Raw genomic sequence first — 26,996 nt, forward strand, 5'->3', positions numbered from 1 at the left:
AGAAAACGAATCCCTTCAATCTCTTTTGGTGTATTCATGGTTTTTTCACTTATTGTTTAAATAAATTACTCACATTAGGGACTTCAGCCTCATTCTGAGGAATATCGAAAAATGTTCCTTTCTGGAAATTAAACAAATTTGCGATTAAATTTGACGGGAACATTTCCACCGCATTGTTATACTCTTCAACTGCTGAATTATAAGTACGTCTAGCTGCAGAGATTTGCTCTTCTATATCGCTAAGTGTGGTCTGAATTTGCAAAAGATTTTGATTGGCTTTGAGATCCGGATAATTTTCTAGACGAACCTGTAAATGACGTAATACCCCCGAAATCTCATTATTGAGTTGGAATTTCTCACTTGTAGAATGGGCTGATTTAGCACTTTCGCGTAAAGTCACGATACGCTCAAGTAAGCTACGCTCATGCGACATATATTCCTTTGCAGTAGCAACAAGGTTTGGCAATAAATCATAACGACGCTTTAACTGAACATCCACACTGGCTTCAACACTACTCACCTGATTACGTTTTCTAATCAATTTGTTATACATTGAAATAGTGAAAGCTAAACCGAGAAGGACAATACCCACAACTATATTCATCATTGTTTCTCCATAGAAAAATTACCCTACTCAGTATAGGGAAAAGCGTAATAAAATCTATTCACTTAGACAATATTTTGTTGATAAAAATCAATAAAACCAAGAATTTAGTTTTGTCCCCCCCTCTCAGATCACACAAAAGTGCGGTTAATTTTTCACAAAGTTTTTGTGAGCCTAAATCCTAGCTTTTTTATTGTGATTTAGTGTACAAAAAATATACTCTAAGTGGATGCAATGCTAATAAATAACAATCATTCTCAACAATTAAGCAAAAACAATCACTTACCCACTTATTTTGTAAGAAAAATAAGGATATTTTTGATTACGATCAAATAAATTTCCCGCATCAGGGCATATCATGGTCAGATTAACCATACAAGTAACGTGCCAATTGGAGTGATTATATGCAACGAAGTGATGGATTATTTTCTGCTTTAGCAGAAGTTTCCCGTCGGGATTTTATGAAGTTATGTACCGCACTTGCGGCGACTATGGGGTTAAGTTCAAAGGCAGGTGCAGAAATGACCGCTGCTTTAACCGAACCTAAACGTCCACCAGTATTATGGATTGGTGCGCAAGAATGTACGGGTTGTACTGAATCCTTGCTACGCGCGACCCACCCAACAGTAGAAAACTTGGTATTGGAAATGATTTCCTTAGAATACCACGAAACTCTTTCTGCAGCCTTTGGGGAACAAGCTGAAGATAACAAACACAATGCAATTAAACAGTATTATGGAAAATATGTTTTAGTCGTAGATGGATCTATTCCGGTAAAAGACGGCGGCGTCTATTGTATGGTAGCAGGCAAACCGATTGTAGAACACATCCAAGAAGCAGCTAAAGGGGCTGCCGCAATTATTGCGATCGGTTCTTGTGCAGCATGGGGCGGCGTACCTTCTAGCGGTGGCAACCCAACTGGTGCAAGCAGCTTGTCTGAAGTATTACCAAAAGGCACTCCGGTGATTAATATTCCAGGTTGTCCACCAAATCCACACAACTTCCTTGCAACTGTCGCTTATATTCTTACTTATAAGAAACTACCCGCAATGGACAAATTAAATCGTCCATTATTCGCTTACGATCGCTTAATTCATGAAAACTGCTATCGTCGCCCGCACTTTGATGCAGGTCGCTTCGCTAAAGAATACGGCGATTATGGTCACCGCAACGGTTGGTGTTTGTATCATCTCGGTTGTAAAGGACCAGAAACTTACGGTAACTGCTCTACTTTGGAATTCTGTGATGTCGGCGGTAATAACTGGCCGGTTGGTATCGGGCACCCTTGCTATGGTTGTAACGAAAAAGGCGTCGGCTTTACCAAAGGTATTTTCCAATTAGCGGGCGTAGAAAACCCAACGCCACGTGTTGAAAAACCAGATGTTAATAATACCGAAGGTTCAGGTGCAACTATGACCGCTATTGGTTTATTAGGTGGTGCCGCTGCAATCCTAGCCGGTGTGAGTGTTGTGACCTTACGCGAATTAAGCGCTCAACATAAAGCCCGTTCTGAAGCTAAAGCAGCAGAGAAAGAACAACATACAGGTAAATAATAATGGATAGACGAAAATTTCTAAAAGCAGGTATGCTTGGCGGAATCGCTTCCTCCTTGCCTGTGTCGAGTGCGCAGGCAACGGAAACGGTTGAGCCCATTCCTGGCGCACTAGGAATGCTTTACGACTCTACCCTTTGCGTAGGTTGTCAAGCATGCGTGGCTGAATGTCAAAACGTAAACCACACACCCGTGAACCCAAAAGGTGATCAAACTTGGTCAAATAACGACAAACTCACCCCATTTACTCGTAACGTGATTCAAGTATGGAGTGATGGTGACGGCACAAATAAAGACAAAACAGAAAACGGCTATGCTTACGTGAAAAAACAATGTATGCATTGTGTTGACCCTAACTGTGTTGCGGTTTGCCCGGTTCAAGCACTTACCAAAGATCCAAAAACCGGTATCGTAAAATATGATCCCGATATCTGTACTGGGTGCCGTTATTGCATGGTAGGTTGTCCGTTTGATGTACCAAAATACGACTATGACAATCCATTCGGTGAAATCAGCAAATGTGAACTCTGTAACCAAAAAGGTGTTGAACGTTTAGATAAAGGCGAATTACCTGGTTGCTGTCATGTTTGTCCAACTGGCGCCATTATTTTTGGTACACGTGAAGAATTATTGGCTGAAGCTAAACGTCGTTTAAGCTTATTACGTGGTACTGAATATGATTACCCACGTCAACACGTAAATAGTACAGATAAATACCGTGCTACCGTACCGGCATATCAATATCATATCTACGGTGAAAAAGAAGGTGGTGGTACACAGGTGCTCGCCTTAAGTGGTGTACCTTTTGCTAATCTTGGTTTACCAGACTTAGATGAAGTTGCGACAGGTTCTCGTGCGGCGCATTTACAACACTTCTTGTATCGCGGTTTAGCCTTACCGTTAGTGGCACTTGCTGGTTTAACCTTTATGACTTACAAAAATATGCATGGCGATAAAATCGCTGAGCGTATTGCAGCACAAAAAGAAGCCATGCGTCAGGCACGCAAGGAAATGGAAGAAGCGGAGGATGAGCATCATGAGTAATCCACGTCCAGTAGGCGGTCGACTTGTTTCTGCCGCAATTCTCTTTTTTGCACCACTTGCCGTGCTTTGCGTTTTATTAATTTTAAAACGTTTAGTGTTTGGTATCGGTTCTGTAACCGCACTTAACGGCGGTTATCCTTGGGGTTTATGGATTGCCTTCGACTTACTTGTTGGTACAGGCTTTGCCTGTGGCGGTTGGGCATTAGCTTGGACCGTGTATATTTTCAATAAAGGGAAATATCACGCCCTTGTACGCCCAGCATTGCTTGCAAGTTTATTCGGTTATTCACTCGGTGGCCTATCTATCACCATTGATATGGGTCGTTATTGGCATTTACCTTATTTCTACATTCCAGGCCAGTTCAACACGAACTCTGTTCTATTTGAAACAGCATTTTGTATGACGGTGTATATCATCGTAGTGACCCTAGAATTTGCCCCTGTATGGCTTGGTTTCTTCGGCTTGAAAAAATGGTTTAATAAACTGAATAAAATCATGTTTTTCATTATTGCCTTGGGTGCCTTGTTACCAATGATGCACCAATCTTCAATGGGTTCCTTGATGATTGTAGCTGGTCACAAAGTCCATCCGGTATGGCAAAGCTATGAAGCACTACCAATTCTCTCCTTGCTGACTGCTTTCATTATGGGCTTCTCTATTGTGATTTTTGAGGGGTCTTTAGTTAAAGCGGGTCTTGCAGGAAAAACACCAGATGAACGTCATTTATTTACTCAATTAGCACGCGTTACCGCAGGATTAATTTTCTGTTTCTTAGCGGTGCGTTTTGGTGAGTTGATTTATCACGACAAACTGCAAATGGTTATGGGTTTCGATAAATTAACTAAATTTGAAGCATGGATGTTCTGGATGGAAGTTTGGTTGATGGTATTACCATTGCTGACCCTCTTCCTTGGGGAGAAAAAATCAGATTCCCGTTGGTTATTTATTTCGGCATTAAGCATGTTACTCGGTGCAGCATTATGGCGTATGAACTATTCGCTTATCATGTATAATCCGGGCAACGGCTATCAATATTTTCCATCTGCGGAAGAATTGCTTATTTCAATCGGTTTCGTATCTATTGAAGTATGTGCCTATATTTTAATCATTCGTTTATTCCCTGTATTACCGGTATTTAAAGAAAAACATACCGAAGACTCAGAAAAAATTATTGCCGAAAAAGCGGCATTCAGCCAAAAAGTTAGCGGAGCAGAATAATGTCAGAAAAAAAACGTATCTCAATTGACCCAATTACCCGTATTGAGGGTCATTTACGTATTGATTGCGAAATTGAAAACGGTGTTGTCACCAATGCTTGGTCATCCGGTACCATGTGGCGCGGTATGGAAAATATCGTAAAAGGTGCAGACCCACGTGATGCATGGATGATTATGCAACGTATTTGTGGTGTATGTACCACAGTACACGCGATTATCAGTGTGCGTGCTGTAGAAGATGCTATCGGTGCTAAAGTACCTGTCAATGCACAATACATTCGTAACATGATTCTAGCTGCACACAGCATTCACGACCATATCGTGCATTTCTATCAACTCTCTGCGATGGACTGGGTGGATATCACCGCTGCACTAAAAGCTGATCCTGAAAAAGCGGCAGATATGCTAAAAGGTGTCTCTACATGGTCATTAAACAGTGCTAACGAATTCCGCAACGTACAGAAAAAAATCCAAGCATTAGTGGATAGCGGACAACTTGGTATTTTCGCTAACGGTTACTTCGGTCATGCAGCAATGAAACTTCCACCAGAAGTAAACCTCATTGCCGTCGCACACTATTTGCAAGCCCTTGAATGTCAACGTGATGCTAACCGCGTGGTGGCATTACTTGGTAGTAAAACACCACATATTCAAAACTTGGCGATTGGTGGCGTAGCAAACCCAATTAACTTAGATTCCCAAGCGGTACTAAACCAAGAACGTCTCATGTTCGTGAAAGCTTGTATCGATCGCTTAACTGACTTCATTAACCAAGTGTATAAAGTAGATGCGGCAGTATTTGCGGCTTACTATCCTGAATGGTTAAGCTTAGGTAAAACATCAGGCAACTACTTATCTGTACCTGAATACCCAATTGATGCAGATAACTCTAAATTCATGTTGAAAGGTGGTTATATCGAAAACGGCGATTTATCAACTTTCCGTGCAATCGACCAACAAAAAGATGAGTTCGTTGTAAAAGGCATTAAAGAGAGTGGTAAACATGCTTGGTACGAAGATGATGAGCCATTAGAACCTTGGGCTGGCTTAACTCGCCCGAAATATACCGGCTGGCAAGATGATGGTAAATACTCTTGGGTAAAAGCACCAACCTTCTACGGTAAAGTTGTCGAAGTTGGTCCTCTCGCCTATTTAATGTGTGGTTTGGCTGCGAATGACACGCCAACTGTCAACCACTTCAATGAATTAAAAGGCATTTATGAAAAATTGACTGGTAACACGTTAACCACCGATCAATTACATTCTACCCTTGGACGTATTATCGGTCGTACAGTGCATTGCTGTGCGATCAACGACATTTTAAGCGCTCAATGGCAAATGCTCATTGATAATATCGCTAAAGGTGATATGACGGCGTATATCAAAACAGATATTCCAGCAAGCGGTGAATTCCGTGGTGTTGGTTTCGGTGAAGTACCACGTGGTATGCTTTCTCACTGGGTTGTCATCAAAGACGGTCGCATTGAAAACTACCAAGCAGTTGTACCATCTACATGGAATGCAGGTCCACGTAACGAACAAGACCAAATGGGCCCTTATGAGCTTTCCATTATTGGTACACCGGTGGCAGATCCAACTAAACCGTTAGAAGTGGTCAGAACCATTCACTCTTTCGACCCTTGTATGTCCTGTGCCGTGCATGTCGTTAATACCGAAAGCGGTGAAGTGACTGAAGTGAAGGTGTTGTAATGAAGCCATTAATTCTTGGCGTTGGCAATATTTTGTTAAGCGATGAAGGTGTCGGTGTGCGTGTTGTGCAGGAGCTTGAAAAACGCCCTGAAATTCAACCGCACTTTGACGTCATCGATGGTGGTACTTGTGGCATGGAATTACTGGATGCGATGGCAAATCGCGAGCATTTGATTATTGTCGATGCCGTGCTTGCTAATAAACAGCCAGGTGAGATTGTCGTGTTACATGACGAGCAAGTACCAACCTTTTTCTCTCGTAAAATTTCGCCACACCAACTCGGCATTTGTGATGTACTTTCTGCAATGAAATTAACGGACGAATTTCCCAAACACCTTTGTCTCATCGGCATCCAACCAGAGTCGCTAGAGTCTGGAATTGGTTTAACGGAAACGATAAAAAACGTGTTGCCAAAGGTTTTTGAAACGTTAAATCAAGTCATTAAGGAATACGGCTTAAATCTAGATTCCCCTCTTTAGAAAAGAGGGACTGGGGGAGATTTGACTTAATTAATCGAGACAAGTGTTAAATCTCCCCTAACCCCTCTTTACAAAAGAGGGGAATTTTCTTTAAGGTTTCGCCAGAATTCTTTAATCTTATTAATATTGAAAAATAAACCATGTATAGACACGAAAAAACACCTGAAAACTCTACCGCACTTTTAACCTCTGTTACTGGCTTTGAAGAAAACCCAACGGAGATTTTCCTTGCCGAAATGCAAAACATTGTACCTGAAATGCAAGATCTCCCTTTTTATCACAAAGGCGTCGAATGTTTCTGCCCTAAATTTGTTTTATTCGAAGACCAATGGATTGGCACAGTATTAACCCCGTGGATGATGAGTGTGGTGATTCTACCTGGCCCTCAACAACAATGGGAACCACGTGAATTAGGTGATAAACTCACTGTACAACTACCGTACAAAGCACTCACTTTCACCGTTAGTAGTGTTGAAAATGTACCGCAATATTTAAGTTGCTCTTTACATTCACCACTCGACCCGAATCTGACTAACGAACAAGCGGTTCAACTTACACAAGATTGTTTGCGTATGGTTTTATCCATCCCAACCGCACAGCCGACATTTAATTCTGATCGCCGTAATCTATTTAAGGCCATGATCAAATAAATGTTATCTGCAAACAGTTAATAAAAATGGGCAAAGTAAAATAACTTACTTTGCCCATTTTGCTTTGCATCCCGCACAAAGTGCGGTCAATTTTTGCTTAATTTTTCACATTAATACAGCACACGTGCTTTAATTGTGCCTTCAATCTCACGGAGTTTGGCTAACAATGGTGATGCATCATCTGTTTCAACATCTATCACAACATAACCAATTTTCGGATCGGTTTGCAGATATTGCGCTGCAATATTGAGATTGGCTTCGACGAAAATTTGGTTCAGTTTGTTTAATACACCTGGGCGGTTTTCGTGAATGTGAAGTAAACGTTTTGCACTGACGTGTTCTGGTAAAGAAACTTCTGGGAAATTCACGGAAGAAAGAGTTGAGCCGTTATCTGAATATTTCACAAATTTACCCGCGACTTCAAAACCAATGTTTTCTTGTGCTTCCGCGGTTGAACCACCGATATGCGGGGTTAAAATCACATTATCGAATTTACGTAATGGAGAAATAAACTCTTCATTGATTGAAGCAGGTTCAACAGGGAATACGTCAACCGCTGCACCACGAACTTTACCTTGCTCAAGCGCAGCTGCTAAAGCATCAATATCCACTACCGTACCACGTGCTGCATTGATTAAAATAGAATCTTGTTTTAATTGTGCAATACGTTCAGCACTCATTAAATTACGAGTTGAAGGTAAATCTGGTACATGAAGCGAAATCACATCACAAGAGCCCAATAACTCTTCAAGTGTATGTAATTGTTTTGCATTACCCAATGGTAATTTATTTTCAATATCGTAGAAATATACTTCCATCCCTAGAGATTCCGCAATAATACTTAATTGCGAACCGATATGGCCGTAACCCACAATACCGAGTTTTTTACCACGCACTTCATGAGACCCCACTGCCGATTTATTCCATAAACCACGATGCACATCTGCATTCGCTTGAGGAATATTGCGCATTAAGAGCAAAATCTCACCCAACACTAATTCAGCTACAGAACGTGTATTGGAGAACGGTGCATTAAATACTGGAATCCCACGCATTTTTGCTGCATTAAGATCCACTTGGTTGGTACCGATACAGAAACAGCCAATAGCAATAAGCTTCGGTGCAGCTTCAATCATTTCTGCAGTTAATTGGGTACGTGAACGTAAGCCAATAAAATGCGCATCTTTAATCGCTTCTTTTAGCTCATCACCATCTAAAGCTTTTTTGTAAAAGTCGATATTAGTGTAGCCCGCCGCATGCAAGGTATCTAATGCACTTTGGTGCACGCCTTCTAATAGCACAAATTTAATTTTTGATTTGTCGAGTGAGACTTTGTTTGTCATGTTTGCTTCCTTATTTTTATTAATCAATAATTTTTGCGCCGTCTGGTGTACCAACAATCACAATATCCGCCCCACGTAAGGCAAAAATACCATTTGTTACCACACCGGCTATGTTATTCAATTCTTTTTCCATTTCCACAGGATTTAAAATGGCGAAGTTATGTACATCTAAAATCACGTTACCGTTATCAGTCACCACGCCTTCACGATATTCTGGCGCGCCACCAAAAGAAACTAATTTACGACCAACTTGTGAACGAGCCATTGGAATCACTTCTACTGGCAATGGGAATGTGCTGCCTAACACATCCACTTGTTTACTAGAATCCACGATACAAATAAATTTTTTCGCTAAAGCGGCCACAATTTTTTCGCGCGTCAGAGCCGCACCGCCGCCTTTGATCATCATTTTTTGTGGATTGATTTCATCTGCGCCATCCACATAAATATCTAAACTGGATACATCGTTAGCACTAAACACTTCAATGCCCTGTTTACGTAATAATTCTTCTGAGGCTTTAGATGCCGCTACCGCGCCTTGAATTTGATCTTTTAATTCTCCTAAGGCTTCAATAAAACAATTCACTGTTGAACCACTTCCCACGCCAACAATGGTATCGGGCTTAACATATTTTAACGCCGCACGTGCCGCTAATTTTTTCATTTCTAATTGGTCCATTTTTCTCTCCCTTTTAAATCGTGGATACAACGTAAACGTTTGCTTTACTTTAATACGACACTATTAAATAAACAAGTGTAAAAATTTATTCATGATGATGAAAAAATTTTATTCATCTAAAAAAAGCGCTAACAGCTCATTCAAAAACAATTTGCCGTGTTCGGTGATCTGCCAAAAATCCAGTGTTTCCACGATATAATTTTGTTGAATAGCAAAATCAATTTGATTTTTGACCGCACTTTGCGAAAGTCCCGTGTAATACTCAAACTCTTGTTTAGGCACCGCTTCCAATAAACGAAAACGATTCATAAAGAACTCAAAAGCGCGGTCATTTTTTTCCACGTTTTTTTCTTCATAAAGGTATTCACCACGCAAGTAGCCTTTTGGATGCTTCGTTTTAGAAAAACGTAAAATATCGCCATCAGGAAAAGTGAGTTTTCCATGAGCACCGCAACCTATCGCCAAATAGTCCCCGAATCGCCAATAATTCAAATTATGCTGACATTGAAAACCCGGTTTTGCATAAGCAGATGTTTCATATTGTTGATAACCGGCTTCGGTTAAAAGTTGGTGGCCTTGCTCAAAAATATCCCAAAGTTCATCATCATCCGGCAACTTAGGTGGACGATAAGCAAACATGGTATTGGGTTCAATGGTGAGTTGATACCAAGAAAGGTGCGGCGGAGCAAGCTCAATGGCTTGTCGCAAATCATCTAGAGCTTCCTCAAGCATTTGATTTGGCAAGCCGTGCATTAAATCCAAATTGAAACTTTTCAAGCCTGAAACTTTCGCCAAACTGACCGCACTTTTAGCTTCCGCCGCATTATGAATACGCCCTAAACGTTGTAATTTATCATCATTAAAACTTTGAATGCCCATGGAAATACGTGTTACACCAGCATCCACATAACCTTTAAAACGCTCTGCTTCCACGGTGCCAGGATTGGCTTCCATGGTAATTTCTATATTCTCTGAAAAAGGAATGCGACGTTGAATTTCTGCCAATAACAACTTGATACTTTCCGCTGAAAATAAACTCGGCGTGCCCCCACCAATAAAAATTGAATGAAGTGGACGATTTTGAATACTAGCCTGATATTTCTCTAAGTCTGCCTCAAGATCGGCGATCAGATGTTGCACATATTCTTGTTCAGGAATTGCGCCTTTCTGTGCATGCGAATTGAAATCACAATAAGGGCATTTCTGCACACACCAAGGAATATGCACATAAAGGGAAAGAGGGGGAAATTTTTGCATAATTAAAAGTCAAAAGGGCTTGTTTTCACAAGCCCTAAAATGAGTCATTAATTGACCGCTCTTGCTGTTTTAGTCGCAGCTTTACGGCGTGGTGCTTTCGCTTTCGTTTCCACTTTCACGAATTCAATGCCTTCTGGTGGATTCTCTAAAGCTAAGCCTAACACTTCATCAATGGTTTCTACCGCATGAATTGCAAGATTTTCTTTTACGTTATCTGGAATTTCTTCCAAATCTTTCACATTATCTTTTGGAATCAATACAGTTTTAATACCACCACGATGTGCCGCAAGTAATTTTTCTTTTAATCCGCCAATTGGTAGCACTTTACCGCGTAGGCTGATTTCACCAGTCATCGCGACATCGGCACGCACTGGGTTACCCGTTAAGCAAGAAACCAATGCGGTACACATTGCGATACCTGCACTTGGACCATCTTTCGGTGTCGCACCATCTGGTACGTGAATGTGAATATCACGTTTTTCATGGAATTCAGAATTGATACCCAATTTCTCCGCGCGCGCACGGACCACGGTCATGGCTGCTTGAATAGATTCTTTCATCACATCGCCTAATGAACCAGTAAAGGTTAATTTGCCTTTACCCACCACTGACGCAGTTTCAATGGTTAGTAAGTCACCGCCCACTTCAGTCCACGCAAGGCCTGTTACTTCGCCCACACGGTTTTGGGTATCCGCTTTACCAAATTCAAAACGTTTCACACCAAGATAGTCATGCAAATTGTCTGAATTAACGGTAATGGATTTCACTTTTGGATTGACCAATAAATTCTTCACTGCTTTACGACAGATTTTAGAAATCTCACGCTCTAATCCGCGCACACCAGCTTCACGGGTGTAATAACGGATAATATCTAAAATGGCGTTTTCTTCGATGGTTAATTCGCCTTTTTTCAATCCATTGCGTTCAATTTGTTTTTGTAACAAATGTTGCATCGCAATATTGAGTTTTTCATCTTCGGTATAACCAGAAAGACGAATCACTTCCATACGATCTAACAATGGACCAGGAATATTCATGGAATTTGAGGTTGCCACAAACATCACATCAGACAAATCGTAATCTACTTCAAGATAATGATCGTTGAAGGTGGTATTTTGTTCAGGATCAAGCACTTCTAACAAGGCTGATGCTGGATCACCACGCATATCCGAAGACATTTTATCGATTTCATCAAGCAAGAAGAGCGGGTTTTTCACGCCAACTTTTGCCATTTTTTGAATCAATTTACCTGGCAATGCACCAATATAGGTTTTACGGTGGCCACGGATTTCTGCTTCATCTCGTACTCCGCCTAATGCCATACGCACATATTTACGACCTGTTGCATTGGCAATAGATTGACCTAGTGAGGTTTTACCTACCCCTGGTGGCCCGACTAAGCAAAGGATTGGACCTTTGATTTTGTTTAAACGTGCTTGCACCGCAAGGTATTCTAAAATGCGTTCTTTCACACGTTCTAAACCGTAGTGATCCGCATCCAAGACTTGTTGTGCTTTTGCGATATCTTTCTTCACTTTAGTGCGTTTATGCCATGGTACTTGAAGCATCCACTCAACATAGCTACGCACCACCGTTGCTTCCGCAGACATCGCTGACATCATTTTGAGTTTTTGTAACTCACTTTCTACTTTTTCACGCACATCTGCCGGCATACCTGCCGCTTCAACCTTTTGACGAAGTTGTTCAACTTCATCAATGGTATCTTCGCTTTCGCCTTCGTCCATTTCTTTGCGAATTGCTTTAATTTGTTCGCTAAGATAATAGTTACGCTGGCTTTTCTCCATTTGTTTTTTCACTCGGCCACGGATACGTTTTTCAACTTGAAGAATATCCGCTTCAGATTCCATCATGCCGAGCAAGTATTCCAAACGCTCTTGCACATCTGCCAGTTCTAACACGCTTTGTTTATGGCGAACGGTCACTGGAATATGCGCCGCCATGGTATCTGCTAAACGATCGGCATCATCAATGCGTTGAAGCGCACCTAAAACATCAGCAGGAATTTTTTTATTAAGTTGCAGATAGCTTTCAAATTCATTTAAAACGGCTGCCTTCACCACATCTAATTCTTTTTCATCGCCAAATGTGGTTTCAATCGGCGTGACTTCTGCAGAAAAATGGTCTTCACCATCATTTAATTGATTGATTTTTGCGCGTTGTTGACCTTCTACCAACACTTTCACTGTGCCGTCTGGCAATTTTAATAATTGAATAATATTGGCAATCGTCCCGACATCGAATACATCATCAACGGTAGGTTCTTCTAAATCAGCTTGTTTTTGTGACACCAATAATAATTGTTTGCCCTCATTCATGGCCTCATCAAGGGCACTAATGGATTTCGCGCGCCCAACAAAAAGTGGCATCACCATATAAGGGAAAACGACAACATCCCGTAATGGCAATACAGGAAGTGTACGTTGTTGAGTTCTTTTGGCGTTCATAGTTATCTCTCTTACATCAATTCTATAATTTCATTGAATATGGGGATGAGTTGCATAAATTCAAGGTAGGATTTGGCATATTAAGGAGAAATCGAAAAATAGGCAAGTAAAGAACCACCTTTATTGATGGTTAATTGGAAAAACCATGGAATACAGGTACAATAAGTGCGGTCAAAAATCAGCATGATTTTACCTAATAAAAACGTTTGAAAAAATAACCGCACTTTATCCATTATGACAGCAAAACAAACTATTACTTTCGCGACCTTTCAAGAATTACTACCCGATTCTTGTAATCATCCATTAAAAAAACAATTAAGGGATAAAGCCCGTTATTACGGACGCAAATTTTTATTTAAAAAACAATGTGATGCACTGGTTGATTTCTTAAATACTAACCAAACCTGGATTCCGCTGTTTCAACAAAATCCATATCGTTTTAATGCATTGCTCGCGACCTATTGTGACAAACGTTTTTCTGCCACAGAGCGACTCAATGCCATTACCAATAATCTGCTAATGCTTGAAGAAAAAATGGGCGTGGAATTTTGTAAGAAATTGCTACAAGAAAAATCCCTTTTATTAGCGCAATTAACGGATCAACTTGGTATCTATTTCAATATCAACCAGATTGACCCTTTTGAAGGTTATTTTTCCATTAACTTAAAAGACAATGATGGGCGTAGCATTTATGATGCTTCTTTCACCTTTTTAAAGCCAAATAAATTACTTATCGCCTCAATTCAAGGCCCTTCTTATGAAGAGGCGCAAGAAGCTGTGAAACAAGCCACAAAAGAATTACACGGTGTTCGTCCAATGTTTATGTTGATGAATGTTTTCCGCTTGTTAGCTGAAAAATGGCAATGTGAATTAATCGGTATCCCTCACACTTCACAAGGTAAATACCGTTTATCTGCTCGCAGTAAAATTCTATTCAACTATGATGAATTTTGGCAGGAAAACCAAGGGCAATTAAAAGGTCAATATTGGCAATTACCGCTTGAAAGTGCCCGCAAACCGCTGGAAGAAATCGCCAGCAAAAAACGTTCCATGTACCGAAAACGTTATGAAATGTTAGATGATTTGAGTGAAAAAATTACTCAATTTTCCTAAATAAAATAGACTTAAGCCAGGCTTAACCAGATCTAGGCTGGTTTAAGTAAACGATTGCCAACCTTGCTATTATTGCATTCTTTCAAAAATCACACTTTGCTTTTTTGCTCATTTTGTGTAGAATACGCGCTCGGCTTATTGATTAATCCGAACACAAGGAGTTCTCCATAATGGAAGCATCAAAGAAAAAGATGAAATTCCCTTCCGCATTTAGCATTCTCTTTATTATTCTTCTTATTGCTATTGGTCTTACTTGGCTTATTCCCTCAGGGTCCTACTCTAAACTTTCCTACGACACCACCGAAAATCATTTTATTGTCAAAACTCACGGAATTCCCGATCAAAGCTATCCAGCAACAGAACAAACCCTTAATCAACTCAATATCAAAATTCAACTTTCTCATTTCACCAACGGCATTATCAAAAAGCCAATTGCTATCCCCGATACCTATCAACGCATTGAACAACACGAAAAAGGCATTACCGATATGATTCACGCCATGGTGGATGGCACCATTGAAGTCGCGGATATTATGATTTTTATCTTCATACTCGGTGGAATGATTGGTGTGATAAACAAAACAGGAGCATTCAATGCCGGATTAATGTCTCTCACCAAAAAAACGAAAGGAAATGAATTCTCCGTTGTCTTTGCTGTCTGCGTGTTGATGCTGTTAGGCGGTACGGCTTGTGGTATTGAAGAAGAAGCGGTAGCCTTCTACCCAATTCTTGTTCCTGTCTTTTTAGCCTTAGGTTATGATTCTATTGTCTGTGTTGGTGCCATATTCCTTGCCGCATCAATGGGCACAGCCTTCTCAACAATCAATCCATTCTCTGTTGTTATTGCTTCAAACGCTGCAGGGATTCCATTCACTGAAGGGATGGGATTTCGCACACTGGGACTTATTCTTGGTGGAACCTGTGTAATAGCCTATATGTATTGGTACTGTAAAAAACTGCGTACCAATCCTGAATTTTCTTATACCTATGACGATCGCCAAGCCTTCTATGATCTCTATATGAAAGATATTGATCCGAATGCAACCGTTGAATTTACCTTTAGAAGAAAACTGATTCTGATTCTATTTAGTGGCGCCTTTCCTCTCATGGTATGGGGGGTGATGTTTGGTGGTTGGTGGTTCCCTCAAATGGCGGCTTCCTTCCTAGCCATTACCATCATTATTATGTTTATCAGTGGATTGCCTGAAAAAGATGTCGTAAATGGCTTTACTCATGGTGCTTCTGAATTAGTCGGCGTCGCATTGATTATCGGACTCGCTCGAGCAGTTAATATCATTCTAGAGCAAGGAATGATTTCTGACACTATTCTCGATTATATGACGCATCTTGTCGGTGGAATGAATGGTGGCGTCTTTATTATTGGTCAGCTCATTGTCTTCATTTTCTTAGGATTGGTTGTACCTTCCTCTTCAGGCCTTGCCGTACTCGCTATGCCAATTATGGCACCGCTGGCTGATACTGTTGGCATTCCAAGAGATATCGTCGTATCGGCTTATAACTGGGGACAATATATTATGTTATTCCTTGCGCCAACAGGATTAGTCCTTGTCACGCTACAAATGCTTGGTATTCCATTCAATAAATGGCTGAAATTTGTCATGCCAATCGTGGGCTGTCAATTTGTTATCTCATCGATACTTCTTCTCGTTCAAGTATTTATGTATGCACACTAAGCAATCAAATAAAAAGCCACGCAATCTAGCGTGGCTTCTTTTTATCATCTTATATTATTTGACAAACTCATCAAACTCTAACTCATAATCATCACCATCTCTGGTGTATTTGATATAACGTGGAAATTGTTCACCTGAGAATTTCTTCACCATAATATCCTTATTACCTGTTTTAAATGAATAAGTGATTTCCGTGACAGTTTGCTTGTTATATTGGATCTGTTTTTCCACTTTCTTCACATTCACATTTTCCATTGGGTAAAGTTTTTTACCGTTTGTAATTTGGAAACTGGTTGGCAATTTATCGTAATAGCTCAACTGAAATGCCATGGTGAATAAGTCAAAAGTCGGTAATGTTAACGGTTCGGTTTCTAACCCATTTTTCACTTTACCGTATTCAATTGTTGTTGGCGAAATTTTAGAAATAGCATAAGGCTTACCATTACGCACATCTTGATAATTCACCATTTTAAATTGGCTCGCAGTTTGCGAACCACGAGAAGTAAACACAATGTTGTACAACGGAATATTAATTTTCGCATTGACTGAATACTGTGAACCATCAGCCTTAAAATGCACATACGCCGGCATTAAATAATTGGAACTATATTTAATATTATAATCCACCGCAGACCATGCTGTTGGCACATAAGCAATTAATGCAGCAAAAAGGATTTTAAATAACTTCATTGGTTTTCCTTATATATAAAAATAGGTTGCCCTTTAGAGTATCACAGTGAGAAGAAGTTCCCCATTAAAAAAACCATCTTATCTGCAGACAAGATGGTTTTCATTTATGTTAGCTTAATGGGAGATTATAAAACTGCACCCGCCATTAAGAAACCGAATAATACAGATAAGCTGATTGCAATCACACCTGGCACTAAGAATGGGTGGTTGAATACATATTTACCGATACGAGTTGAACCGGTATCATCCATTTCTACTGCCGCAATTAAGGTTGGGTAAGTAGGAAGAATGAATAATGCTGATACTGCGGCAAATGCTGCAATCGCGGCTTCCGGAGAAACACCTAATAAAATTGCAGTTGGATATAATGCTTTCGCAGTTGCAGCTTGTGAGTAAAGTAAGGTACTTGCGAAGAACAAGATTACCGCTAAACTCCAAGGGTATTGTTGTAAGAACTCAGCTGATACCGCTTTAATTTGATCGATATGACCTTCAACAAAAGTATTACCTAACCATGCTACACCAAGCACACAAATTACCGCTGACATACCAGATTTAAAGGTTGCTGCATTAGTAATTTTTGCGGTATCCACTTTACATGCCATAGTGATAATGGCTGCAGTTGCAAGCATGAAAGAGATAATGGCGTTATCACGAGAAAGAATTGGGTTTTGAATTAAACCAACTGTTTTACTGATTGCAGTTGCATAAAGCATGACCACTAAAATCGCGATAAGGAAAATTGCGACAGAACGTTTTGCATAAGGTTTGATCTCAATTTGCATTTCACCACGCATAGTAATTAAACCTTTTGCTAGACGATCTTGGTAAACTTCATCATCTTTCAAATCTTTACCAAGGAAGTTACAAATCACCGCAGTAATCATACATGCTGCGTAAGTAGTTGGGATCCAAATACCTAATAATTGTAAGTAACTTAAACCAAAGTTTTTCTCTAATTCAGCAGAAAGGAATACCACCGCAGCAGAAATTGGAGAGGCTGTAATCGCAATTTGTGAAGCGATAACCGCAATAGAAAGTGGACGTGAAGGACGAATACCTTGTTCTTTTGCCACTTCAGCAATCACTGGAAGTGTTGAGAACGCTGTGTGGCCAGTACCCGCAAGTACAGTCATAAAATAAGTCACCGTTGGCGCAAGGAAAGTGATGTATTTGGGATTTTTACGTAGGATTTTTTCAGCCATTTTTACTAAGAAATCCATACCACCCGCAACTTGCATTGCCGCAATCGCCATGATTACAGACATGATAACTGAAATTACATCAAACGGAATGGCGCCAGGTTTTAAGCCAAGTAGTGAAAGTGCAACAACACCCATACCACCCATGAAACCGATACCAATACCGCCTAATCTAGCCCCTAGGTAAATAAAGAGTAGGACGACTAAAAGTTGAGCCCAAATCATAATATTTTCTCCATATTAATTTTAAAAATAATTCCGGAACATATATTAACAACAAACTAGTGCATTATCTATATTTATTAATTGGATTAGTCTATTTTATCTGAAAGTGCGGTTAAAATTTGATTCAAATTCTGACCGCACTTTCAATGACTTTCCTAGAAATCCTCGAAGTATTGTTGAATCACTTTTGGATCTTTTGTTTGTGTTAAGGCTAATTGTAATAACACACGTGCTTTTTGCGGATTCAATGTACCTGAAGCCACAAAACCATATTTAGAATCATCTACTTCAGCATCACGTGTTGTGTAACCGGTTGGCACACGAGATGAGCGTACCACCACAACACCATCTTTCGCCGCTTTTTCTAAACGTTCTAAATGTGCTGCATTCACGTTACCATTACCCACACCCGCAGAAACAATGCCTTGATAGCCCGCATCCAATAGTGAATTTAACGGCTCAATTGGAGCATTAGAATACGCATAAACAATGCCTACTTTCGGTAAGCTGTCTAATTTATCTACGTTAAATGGTGTGTTTACAGTATGTTTGCTTTCAGGTGAACGCTCGTAATCTACTTTACTGTTATGGATATAACCCAAGGTACCATAGTTTGGAGAATGGAACGTTTGCACCGCAGTGGTACTCATCTTGGTCACATCACGAGCACCTAATACTTCATCATTCATCGCCACTAATACACCGCGACCAGATGATTTTTTATCCGTTGCCACGACGACGGCGTTATAAAGGTTTAACGGACCATCCGCACTTTTTTCTGTCGCAGGACGCATTGCACCGACTAATACAATTGGTTTTTCACATTTCGCGGTAAGATCTAAGAAATAAGCGGTTTCTTCCATGGTATCGGTACCATGAGTAATCACGAAACCATCGGTATCTTTACACTGTGCATTAATCGCTTTCGCTAATTTTAACCACACATCATCGCTCATATCTTGTGAACCAATTTTTACAATTTGCTCACCTTTTATATTTGCAAGCTGCTTAATTTCGGGCACCGCATCAATTAGTGCATCAACATTGAGTTGCCCTGCTTTATAAGCAGAAGAAACTGCGGTTTCACCGCTTCCTGCAATGGTGCCGCCAGTCGCTAAAATCGTAATATTAGGTAATTCCGCAGCTTGTGCGACCGAAAAACCGAATCCGAGCATCATAAGTGCCGTTAATTTTTTTAATTTCATGCGCGTCTCCTTTCACGTTTAATCATCTAAGTTTGGCTATTCTCTACTTAATTAGGCGTAGAATAAACACAAAGATAGTATATTTATGATCCCGATCACATTTTTATTAATCCGATTGTATAAGCTTTCGCCAACGTTACGTTTCCTTGATAATTTTTTTGAAAGATAACTAAAGTGCGGTTATACTTAAAGCCTTATTTCATCTGAAGATAAACTCTTATTCATTATTAAAATTAAGTTGAGAACAACATGCAAGAATTTATACCTCAAGCAATTGAATTTGCTCAAAAACACACTTTTTTAACGATCGCATGGTTTGCTGTCCTTTTTATGACACTTTTCACCTTTTTTAAAAGTGCGACACAAAAATATCGCGTCATCACCAATCCTGAAGCCGTTCGCTTAATGAATGACGAAGAAGCAGTGGTGATTGATTTACGCCCTATTGATGAATTCCAACGCGGCCATATCATTGGTAGCGTAAACTTGCTTCCAACTGAAATTAAAAATCAAAATGTAGGCAAAATTGAACATCACAAAGAAAAACCGCTTATCATTGTGGATGTTAACGGTGTTTCTTCTGCTACGTCCGCAGAACTTTTAACCAAACAAGGCTTTGAAAAAGTTTATGTCTTAAAAGACGGTTTAGCGGCTTGGGCGGGTGCAAATTTACCATTAGTAAAAAAACATAAGTAAGGATCCTCTATGTCTGAACAAAATCAACAACCTGAAGTAGCGGCTGAAGAACAAGAAGCGGTACTTCAAATTCAACGTATTTATGTAAAAGATGTTTCTTTTGAAGCGCCAAATCTTCCTCATATTTTCCACCAAGAATGGAAACCAAAACTTGGCTTCGACTTAAGCACTGAAGCCGTTCAGGTAGGTGAAGATTTATACGAAGTCACGTTAAACATCAACGTAGAAACCACCATGGAAGACTCTGGTGATGTGGCGTTTATTTGTGAAGTGAAACAAGCTGGCGTATTTACAATCAGCGGTTTAGAAGATGTTCAAATGGCACACTGCTTAACATCTCAATGCCCAAATATGCTTTTCCCTTATGCACGTGAATTGATTTCTAACTTAGTGAATCGTGGTACATTCCCGGCATTAAATCTTTCTCCGGTAAACTTCGATGCGTTGTTCATTGATTACATGAACAAGCAGCAAGCAGCAGCCGAAGCGGAAGAAAATCAGGAAACCCAACATTAATTGTGATGAGGGCAGGCGATATCGCCTGCCCTTTTATTTTAAAGGTGATTGAAATGAACGCATCCCAATCTCCAATTACCATTCTTGGTTGCGGTTCTTATGGAACAGCGCTCGCTATCTCATTTTCTCGCAATGGTTCTCCAACCTATCTTTGGGGGCACAATCCCGATCACATTCATCAAATGCAACAGGAACGTCAAAATCGCCGTTTTCTGCCTGATATTGAATTTCCAGAAAGTTTGCATTTAGAATTAGATTTGAAAACTGCGCTTGATCAAGCTAAAGACATTTTAATTGTGGTGCCAAGCCATGCTTTTGGTGAAATTCTGTTAAAAATTCGACCGCACTTAAAACCTGATCATCGTTTAATTTGGGCAACCAAAGGATTAGAACGCAACACAGGCCGATTACTACAAGAAGTAGTGGAAGAAACCTTAGGTAAAGGAATTCCGACAGCAGTGCTTTCAGGTCCCACTTTTGCGAAAGAATTGGCTCAAGGTTTGCCTACGGCGATTACCCTTGCCTCTCGTAATGAAAAATTTGCCTTAGAATTTCAAGCTCGGATTCATTGCAGTCAGCATTTTCGGGTGTATGTAAACCAAGATATGATCGGCGTTCAATTAGGTGGCGCCATTAAAAACGTAATTGCGATTGGTGCAGGTATTTCAGATGGTATGGGATTTGGTGCCAATGCCAGAACAGCATTGATTACCCGTGGGATTGCGGAAATTACTCGCTTAGGCGTATCCATGGGGGCTAATACGCAAACCTTTATGGGTATGTCTGGTTTAGGGGATTTAGTGCTCACTTGTACCGATAACCAATCCCGTAATCGTCGGTTTGGTTTAATGCTTGGTAAAGGTACCGATAGCCAACAAGCCATGGATGAAATTGGTCAAGTGGTAGAAGGTTTTTATAACACCAAAGAAACCTATTTATTAGCGCAACGACAAGGCGTCGAAATGCCGATTACAGAACAAATTTACCAAATGCTCTTTTGTGGTAAAAGTGCACAAGAAGTCTCACTGAGCTTATTAGGTCGTGAACGAAAAGGCGAATAAGGAGAAAAAATGACGTTAGAAGTATGGCAACACATTCGCCAAGAGGCAAAAGAATTAGCAGAATGCGAACCAATGCTCGCCAGCTTTTTCCATTCCACCATTTTAAAACATCAAAATCTTGGCAGTGCCTTGAGTTATTTACTAGCGAATAAACTGGCTAACCCGATCATGCCGGCAATTTCGCTGCGTGAAATTATTGAAGAAGCCTATCAGGCCGAGCCAAATATCATTGATTGTGCTGCTTGTGATATTAAAGCCGTGCGCCACCGCGATCCTGCCGTGGAATTATGGTCTACCCCATTGCTTTATTTAAAAGGTTTTCACGCCATTCAAAGCTATCGCATTACCCATTATTTGTGGAACCAAAATCGAAAAGCACTCGCACTTTATTTACAAAATCAAATTTCAGTAGCTTTCGATGTGGATATTCACCCTGCCGCCAAAATTGGGCACGGCATTATGTTTGACCATGCTACCGGTATTGTCGTGGGCGAAACTTCGGTAATTGAAAATGATGTGTCTATCTTGCAAGGCGTCACCCTGGGTGGTACAGGTAAAGAATCCGGCGATCGCCATCCAAAAGTACGAGAAGGTGTGATGATTGGGGCGGGCGCAAAAATTCTCGGCAATATCGAAGTAGGCAAATATGCCAAAATCGGCGCCAATTCTGTTGTACTCCAACCTGTGCCTGAATATGCCACAGCAGCAGGTGTGCCTGCTCGTATTGTCGGCAAAGACAAAGCGGCAAAACCAGCTTTTGAAATGAATCAATATTTTATTGATGATGATATAAATTTGAATATTTAAGACCAAAATATGATTAACAAAGACACCCAACTTTGCATGTCTCTTTCTGGCAGACCGGGCAATTTTGGCACAACATTCCATAACTATCTGTATCAAAAATTAGGGCTTAATTTTATCTATAAAGCCTTTACCACCACAGATATTGAAAGCGCAGTCAAAGGTATTCGTGCACTTGGTATTCGAGGCTGTGCTGTTTCGATGCCATTTAAAGAAAGCTGTATGCCATTTTTAGATGAAATCTCTTCTTCTGCACAAGCCATTCAGTCTGTGAATACCATTGTGAATGATCGAGGTTTTCTTCGCGCTTACAACACAGACTATATTGCCATTGTTAAACTTATCAAAGAATATCAATTAGATAAAAAGAGTCGTGTGATTGTACGAGGCAGTGGTGGTATGGCTAAAGCGGTCGTTGCGGCCTTTAAAAACAGCGGACTTGAGCATCTGAAGATTTTTGCTCGAAATGAAAAAACAGGTAAAAATTTAGCCGCACTTTATGGCTATGAATATATCCCATCTTTAGACAATCAATCGGCAGACATTTTAGTCAACGTTACGCCAATTGGGATGAAAGGTGGAAAAGAAGAATTTGATCTTGCCTTTCCTGAAAATCTCATTCAACAAGCTCAAACCGCTTTTGATGTGGTGGCGATTCCTGCTGAAACACCGTTTATCCAATTTGCTCAACAGCAAGGCAAACAAACCATTTCTGGTGCAGAAGTAATTGTGCTACAAGCTGTCGAACAATTTGAGCTCTACACAGGTATTAGACCTGATGACCAATTAATCGCTGAAGCGGCTGCTTTTGCTAGGGCAAATAGTTAAGGTTCAATAAAAAAGGCGTTTTGAATTAAAACGCCTTTTTTGTTTATTGCATATTAAGAATTTTTTGCAAGCCACGGTGAGATAAATAGCAGAAAATAAAACACATCACCGCGCCACACATGATGGTATAGAATCCACTACTCCAACCAAATTTATCTACAACAAAACCAAACAATGTTGTACCAAATGTGGAGCCAACGATATAACTCATAAATCCACGTAACCCTACTGCAGATCCTAATGCAAAACTAGGAATAACTTCCATTGCTTGTACTGCAACCATAGATTGAGGAATATAGACCAAACACCCAACTATTGCAGAGAATAAAATAATGGCAAAAATAGATTCTGAGTTCATGTAGCCGAATACACAGAAGAAAACAATCGTCATACAAATCATTGGTAAATACATAATTTTTCCACGGAAAAATTTATCAATTAACCATCCAGCAATGAGCGTTGATGGAATAGCTGCCCATTCAAAAATCATAAATGCAGCGCCCATATCTGTTTTAGTAAGACCTTTTTCTTTAAGAAGATAAAGCGGAATCCAGGTTAACATACCAAAACGAACCATATAGGTGAAAATATCAACACCAACGAGATACCAAGAATTAGGGTTTTTAACGACAAATTTATAAAAAATTTGGAATGCAGTCATGTTTTCTGGCTTTTCAGATAAATGACCTTTTAATTTTGTATTAACCGTTTCTTCGTTATACATTTCCTCAACAGTTGGCAATCCTTCTTCAGCAGGACGGCGTTTCACAAAAAATAACACAAGGAAAACACCAATTAAGGCAATGATACTCGGTACAACATAAGTAGAAATTTCCCATTGTTCAGAACCGAGATAAGCAAGACTAGCACCTACAATAGGAGCCACAATACCACCACCTAAATTATGTGATACATTCCAAGTTGTACTTGCTCGCCCACGTTGGCTACGTGGATACCAATATCCAACTGTAATAATTGAAGGACCTACCCCCATTCCCTGGAATACCCCTAATAAAATGACTAATCCTACGAATAAATAGAAGCTTGTTGAGAACCCCATCATAATATTAATAAGAATACAAAGAAGAAGCCCTAAAGCCATAAAGTAGCGAGGATTAGCTTTATCTGCCAAGATACTCATTGCGCCTTTACTACACCCATATGTAATCAGCAAAGAGGATGTCAGTAAACCAATTTGTGTCTTAGAAAGCTCTAATTTTTCTGCCAGATAGGGAGTGGATAGAACGAAGTTATTACGGACAATGTAGTAACACATGTAACCAATAAAAACACCGATAAGAGAATGAAGTTGATATTTTAAATATTTACTTTTGATTTCAGTTGAATAACTACTATTCATACCATTCATTCTTGATGAAAGATTTGTTGTACTGCTCATAATGAATCCTTTCTAGTAAAGATAACGTTTAGAATTTTAATGAAAAAGGAGACTAAATTTTGTGACGTACATCACATTTTTGTAGCATTTTGAGAAAAATTTGAATATTGAGATAAAAATATTTTCAGAGGTGAGTAGAATTCACTTGTTTTAATATGATGAAAAAATAAAGGCGTTTTAATTAAAAACGCCTTTTACACATTACGCTAACAATTTTCTTGCTGCTTCCACCACCACAGATACTGCTTTTTCTTCCGTATCTTTCATGGTGGCTTCATTTGGAATTTCTTGTTGTGTACGGTTTACAATCACACCTGCCACCATACCTGATCGTAAGCCAAGGGCATTACACATCGTGAATAACGTCGCAGACTCCATCTCATAGTTCATCACATTGAGATCTTGCCATTGTTTTAACAAGCCTTGGTAATCACGATACACTTTGCCGCTATAAGTATCATAACGTTCTTGACCTGGATAGAACGTATCTGAAGAGGCTGTAATCCCTACAAATGGCTCAATGCCTTTTTCTTTAGCTGCATTGAAAAGTGCCGTAGTACATTCAAAATTTGCCACTGCTGGATATTCAATTGGCGCAAAATGACGGCTTGCACCATCAAGACGAACCGCACCCGTTGTAATAAGAATATCGCCCACATTAATATGTGGTTGAATCGCACCCGTTGTGCCAATACGTAAGAATGTACGCACGCCAAGTTGGGCTAGCTCCTCCACACAAATAGACGTAGAAGGGCCGCCAATACCGGTTGAACACACTACCACCGGTTGACCATTTAAATAGCCTAACCAAGAAGTGAACTCACGTGTACTTGCAAGAAACTCCGGGTTATCAAGTTTTTTAGCAATACGTTCGCTACGTGCAGGATCCCCTGGTACGATAGCGAGTGTAGCACCTTTCAGTTGTGCTTTAGTCAGGTTTAAGTGAAATACATCAGACATAACAATCTCCTTTTTATCATTCTTGCCGCAAAGTGCGGTCAAATTTTCGTTATTTTTTCAATGCGCCTAAAATACCACGCATGATTTGTTTGGTCACTTCATTACGAATATTGCGACCGACTGATTTTGCCACGCTATTCACAATTTGTTCTGTTGGCGAAAGTTTATCTCCGCGTTTTTGTGTTCCAAAAATCATACGGCTTAAGCTACCAAATAAACCGCTTTCTTCCTCTTGCTGCGCTTGTTCAGCTTGTTTTTGTTGTACTGCCGCTAAATCCGCTTGCGCATTTAATACTTCGAAAGCTGACTCATTATCCACGTAATCTTTATAGAATGCATAAAGATCATCGTCTTTCACCCAAGCTGCTCGCTCTTCTTCAGTAATCGGGGCAAGTTGGCTTTTCGGCGGATAAACATAAGCCACTTCAACGGGCGCTGGCATGCCTTTTTCATCTAAGAATGAAATCAATGCTTGGCCTACACCTAAAGTTGAAATGGTTTCCACCACATTGACAGCAGGATTTGAACGGAACGTTTCCGCTGCAGATTTCACTGCTTTTTGATCGCGTGGAGTGAAAGCTCGCAACGCGTGTTGTACACGGTTACCTAATTGGCCTAACACGGTATCCGGTAAATCTAATGGGTTTTGGGTTACAAAATAAATCCCCACCCCTTTAGAACGAATCAAGCGAACCACTTGTTCCACTTTGTCCACCAACACACTCGGTGCACCATCAAAGAGTAAGTGTGCTTCATCGAAGAACATCACAAATTTTGGTTTATCTGGATCGCCCACTTCCGGCAATTGCTCAAATAATTCAGACATCAACCAAAGCAAGAATGCGCTATACATTCTTGGGGAATTAATTAATTTTTCAGAATTTAACACATTGATCACACCACGACCATCACGGGTTTGTAACCAATCTTCAAGATTTAATGCCGGCTCACCAAAAAGATTGGTCGCCCCTTCATTTTCAAGGGTCAATAAAGCACGTTGAATCGCCCCTACACTCGCGGCTGAAACATTACCGTATTCTACTTGGAAGGTTTTTGCATTCTCTGCCACAAATTTAAGCATTGCACGTAAATCTTTTAAGTCGATGAGTAGCAAGCCTTTATCATCTGCCACACGGAATACAAGGTTTAATAAGCCTTCTTGGGTCGCATTTAAATTTAATAAACGAGAAAGTAATAATGGCCCCATTTCAGAAATCGTGGTGCGAAGTGGAATACCGGTTTCACCGAATACATCCCAAAATGACACAGGATAGCCATTTAAATAACTCTCGCCACCTAAATCAAATTGCTCAATGCGTTCCGCCACTTTGCCACTGAATGTGCCCGCTTTGACTAAACCGGACAAATCGCCTTTTACATCCGCTAAAAAGACCGGCACACCATCATCACTGAACGCTTCCGCCATTTTACGTAATGTTACGGTTTTCCCCGTCCCTGTCGCCCCTGCGATCAGGCCATGACGGTTTGCCATTTTTGCGGTAATGCCAAGGGTTTGACCTTGTTCGGTACGCGCGAGAGAATATTGCATAAAGATTCCTTTGTTTTGTTGGTTTTATTTAAACGAATAATAAGGAAAAAACG

At 40.2% G+C, this 26,996-nt stretch carries 24 protein-coding genes; 13 read left to right on the forward strand and 11 right to left on the reverse strand.

Annotated features, from left to right (window positions below; all coding sequences use genetic code 11):
- Positions 1–49: 49 nt before the first annotated feature.
- Positions 50–607 carry a LemA family protein gene (locus INP95_RS02155; protein ID WP_232088522.1) on the reverse strand — a complete coding sequence of 186 codons (558 nt, stop codon included), beginning with the start codon at positions 605–607 and terminating at the stop codon, positions 50–52.
- Between the two features lie 401 nt (positions 608–1,008).
- Between INP95_RS02155 and hybO the strand changes: the two genes are divergently transcribed.
- The 6 genes from hybO (at position 1,009) to hybE (ending at position 7,257) form a co-directional block, all read left to right on the forward strand.
- A complete protein-coding gene (gene hybO / locus INP95_RS02160) occupies positions 1,009–2,157 on the forward strand; it encodes a hydrogenase 2 small subunit (RefSeq protein WP_005697985.1) in 1,149 nt (382 codons plus the stop codon).
- A 2-nt stretch (positions 2,158–2,159) separates the two neighbouring features.
- Positions 2,160–3,200, forward strand: coding sequence for a hydrogenase 2 operon protein HybA (gene hybA / locus INP95_RS02165; protein ID WP_070589986.1), 1,041 nt, complete (start codon positions 2,160–2,162; stop codon positions 3,198–3,200).
- Positions 3,193–4,419, forward strand: coding sequence for a Ni/Fe-hydrogenase cytochrome b subunit (gene hybB, locus INP95_RS02170; protein WP_070589981.1), 1,227 nt, complete (start codon positions 3,193–3,195; stop codon positions 4,417–4,419). Before hybA ends, hybB begins: the two co-directional genes overlap by 8 nt.
- The gene (gene hybC / locus INP95_RS02175; RefSeq protein ID WP_049371972.1) at positions 4,419–6,128 is read left to right on the forward strand and encodes a hydrogenase 2 large subunit; all 1,710 of its coding nucleotides are present in this window, start codon (positions 4,419–4,421) and stop codon (positions 6,126–6,128) included. The genes hybB and hybC overlap by 1 nt, the downstream gene beginning before the upstream one ends.
- Positions 6,128–6,607 carry a HyaD/HybD family hydrogenase maturation endopeptidase gene (locus INP95_RS02180; protein WP_049372989.1) on the forward strand — a complete coding sequence of 160 codons (480 nt, stop codon included), beginning with the start codon at positions 6,128–6,130 and terminating at the stop codon, positions 6,605–6,607. The genes hybC and INP95_RS02180 overlap by 1 nt, the downstream gene beginning before the upstream one ends.
- A 140-nt stretch (positions 6,608–6,747) precedes the next feature.
- Positions 6,748–7,257, forward strand: a complete 510-nt coding sequence (gene hybE / locus INP95_RS02185) for a hydrogenase-2 assembly chaperone (protein ID WP_049372988.1) — start codon at positions 6,748–6,750, stop codon at positions 7,255–7,257.
- Positions 7,258–7,367: 110 nt separating this feature from the next.
- On the opposite strand, the gene serA is transcribed toward hybE, so the two are convergent.
- The 4 genes from serA to lon form a co-directional block, all read right to left on the reverse strand.
- Positions 7,368–8,600, reverse strand: a complete 1,233-nt coding sequence (serA, locus tag INP95_RS02190) for a phosphoglycerate dehydrogenase (protein ID WP_049383967.1) — start codon at positions 8,598–8,600, stop codon at positions 7,368–7,370.
- A 19-nt stretch (positions 8,601–8,619) separates the two neighbouring features.
- The gene (gene rpiA / locus INP95_RS02195) at positions 8,620–9,279 is read right to left on the reverse strand and encodes a ribose-5-phosphate isomerase RpiA (RefSeq protein ID WP_197560809.1); all 660 of its coding nucleotides are present in this window, start codon (positions 9,277–9,279) and stop codon (positions 8,620–8,622) included.
- Positions 9,280–9,387: 108 nt separating this feature from the next.
- Positions 9,388–10,536, reverse strand: a complete 1,149-nt coding sequence (gene hemW, locus INP95_RS02200) for a radical SAM family heme chaperone HemW (RefSeq protein WP_197560810.1) — start codon at positions 10,534–10,536, stop codon at positions 9,388–9,390.
- A gap of 47 nt (positions 10,537–10,583) precedes the next feature.
- Positions 10,584–13,001: an endopeptidase La gene (gene lon / locus INP95_RS02205; RefSeq protein WP_014064526.1), complete on the reverse strand. Its 2,418-nt coding sequence runs from the start codon at positions 12,999–13,001 to the stop codon at positions 10,584–10,586.
- 234 nt (positions 13,002–13,235) lie between these two features.
- Here lon and INP95_RS02210 point away from each other — a divergent pair, with 234 nt between their 5' ends.
- Together INP95_RS02210 and INP95_RS02215 are read left to right on the forward strand one after the other, a co-directional pair.
- Positions 13,236–14,114, forward strand: coding sequence for a VirK/YbjX family protein (locus INP95_RS02210; RefSeq protein WP_197560811.1), 879 nt, complete (start codon positions 13,236–13,238; stop codon positions 14,112–14,114).
- 170 nt (positions 14,115–14,284) lie between these two features.
- A complete protein-coding gene (locus tag INP95_RS02215) occupies positions 14,285–15,808 on the forward strand; it encodes a YfcC family protein (RefSeq protein ID WP_197560812.1) in 1,524 nt (507 codons plus the stop codon).
- 54 nt (positions 15,809–15,862) lie between these two features.
- Here INP95_RS02215 and INP95_RS02220 read toward each other — a convergent pair whose 3' ends face one another.
- The 3 genes from INP95_RS02220 to ansB all read right to left on the reverse strand — a co-directional run bounded on the left by INP95_RS02220 (position 15,863) and on the right by ansB (position 19,130).
- Positions 15,863–16,498 (reverse strand): hypothetical protein, encoded by a 636-nt coding sequence (locus tag INP95_RS02220; protein ID WP_049369711.1) that lies wholly within the window; start codon positions 16,496–16,498, stop codon positions 15,863–15,865.
- 125 nt (positions 16,499–16,623) lie between these two features.
- Positions 16,624–17,925: an anaerobic C4-dicarboxylate transporter gene (locus INP95_RS02225; RefSeq protein ID WP_049365060.1), complete on the reverse strand. Its 1,302-nt coding sequence runs from the start codon at positions 17,923–17,925 to the stop codon at positions 16,624–16,626.
- A gap of 155 nt (positions 17,926–18,080) precedes the next feature.
- On the reverse strand, positions 18,081–19,130 hold the full coding sequence (gene ansB / locus INP95_RS02230; protein WP_049369709.1) for an L-asparaginase 2: 1,050 nt from the start codon (positions 19,128–19,130) through the stop codon (positions 18,081–18,083).
- A gap of 249 nt (positions 19,131–19,379) precedes the next feature.
- Between ansB and INP95_RS02235 the strand changes: the two genes are divergently transcribed.
- The 5 genes from INP95_RS02235 to INP95_RS02255 are packed head-to-tail and all read left to right on the forward strand — an operon-like array spanning position 19,380 to position 23,035.
- Positions 19,380–19,826 carry a rhodanese-like domain-containing protein gene (locus tag INP95_RS02235; RefSeq protein ID WP_005695015.1) on the forward strand — a complete coding sequence of 149 codons (447 nt, stop codon included), beginning with the start codon at positions 19,380–19,382 and terminating at the stop codon, positions 19,824–19,826.
- A 9-nt stretch (positions 19,827–19,835) separates the two neighbouring features.
- Positions 19,836–20,342, forward strand: a complete 507-nt coding sequence (gene secB, locus INP95_RS02240) for a protein-export chaperone SecB (protein ID WP_197560813.1) — start codon at positions 19,836–19,838, stop codon at positions 20,340–20,342.
- 53 nt (positions 20,343–20,395) lie between these two features.
- Positions 20,396–21,403, forward strand: a complete 1,008-nt coding sequence (gene gpsA / locus INP95_RS02245; protein ID WP_049369704.1) for an NAD(P)H-dependent glycerol-3-phosphate dehydrogenase — start codon at positions 20,396–20,398, stop codon at positions 21,401–21,403.
- A 9-nt stretch (positions 21,404–21,412) separates the two neighbouring features.
- On the forward strand, positions 21,413–22,210 hold the full coding sequence (gene cysE / locus INP95_RS02250) for a serine O-acetyltransferase (RefSeq protein WP_005695011.1): 798 nt from the start codon (positions 21,413–21,415) through the stop codon (positions 22,208–22,210).
- A 9-nt stretch (positions 22,211–22,219) separates the two neighbouring features.
- Positions 22,220–23,035: a shikimate 5-dehydrogenase gene (locus INP95_RS02255; protein ID WP_049368192.1), complete on the forward strand. Its 816-nt coding sequence runs from the start codon at positions 22,220–22,222 to the stop codon at positions 23,033–23,035.
- Positions 23,036–23,078: 43 nt separating this feature from the next.
- Here INP95_RS02255 and INP95_RS02260 read toward each other — a convergent pair whose 3' ends face one another.
- The 3 genes from INP95_RS02260 to INP95_RS02270 form a co-directional block, all read right to left on the reverse strand.
- Positions 23,079–24,434: an MFS transporter gene (locus INP95_RS02260; RefSeq protein ID WP_049365067.1), complete on the reverse strand. Its 1,356-nt coding sequence runs from the start codon at positions 24,432–24,434 to the stop codon at positions 23,079–23,081.
- Positions 24,435–24,635: 201 nt separating this feature from the next.
- Complete coding sequence (gene udp, locus INP95_RS02265) at positions 24,636–25,394, reverse strand: uridine phosphorylase (RefSeq protein WP_049368191.1); 759 nt, start codon at positions 25,392–25,394, stop codon at positions 24,636–24,638.
- Between the two features lie 49 nt (positions 25,395–25,443).
- A complete protein-coding gene (locus INP95_RS02270; RefSeq protein WP_049368190.1) occupies positions 25,444–26,943 on the reverse strand; it encodes a helicase HerA-like C-terminal domain-containing protein in 1,500 nt (499 codons plus the stop codon).
- Positions 26,944–26,996 lie beyond the last annotated feature (53 nt).

The organism is Haemophilus parainfluenzae, assembly GCF_014931375.1.
In the GTDB taxonomy this organism is placed as follows: domain Bacteria; phylum Pseudomonadota; class Gammaproteobacteria; order Enterobacterales; family Pasteurellaceae; genus Haemophilus_D.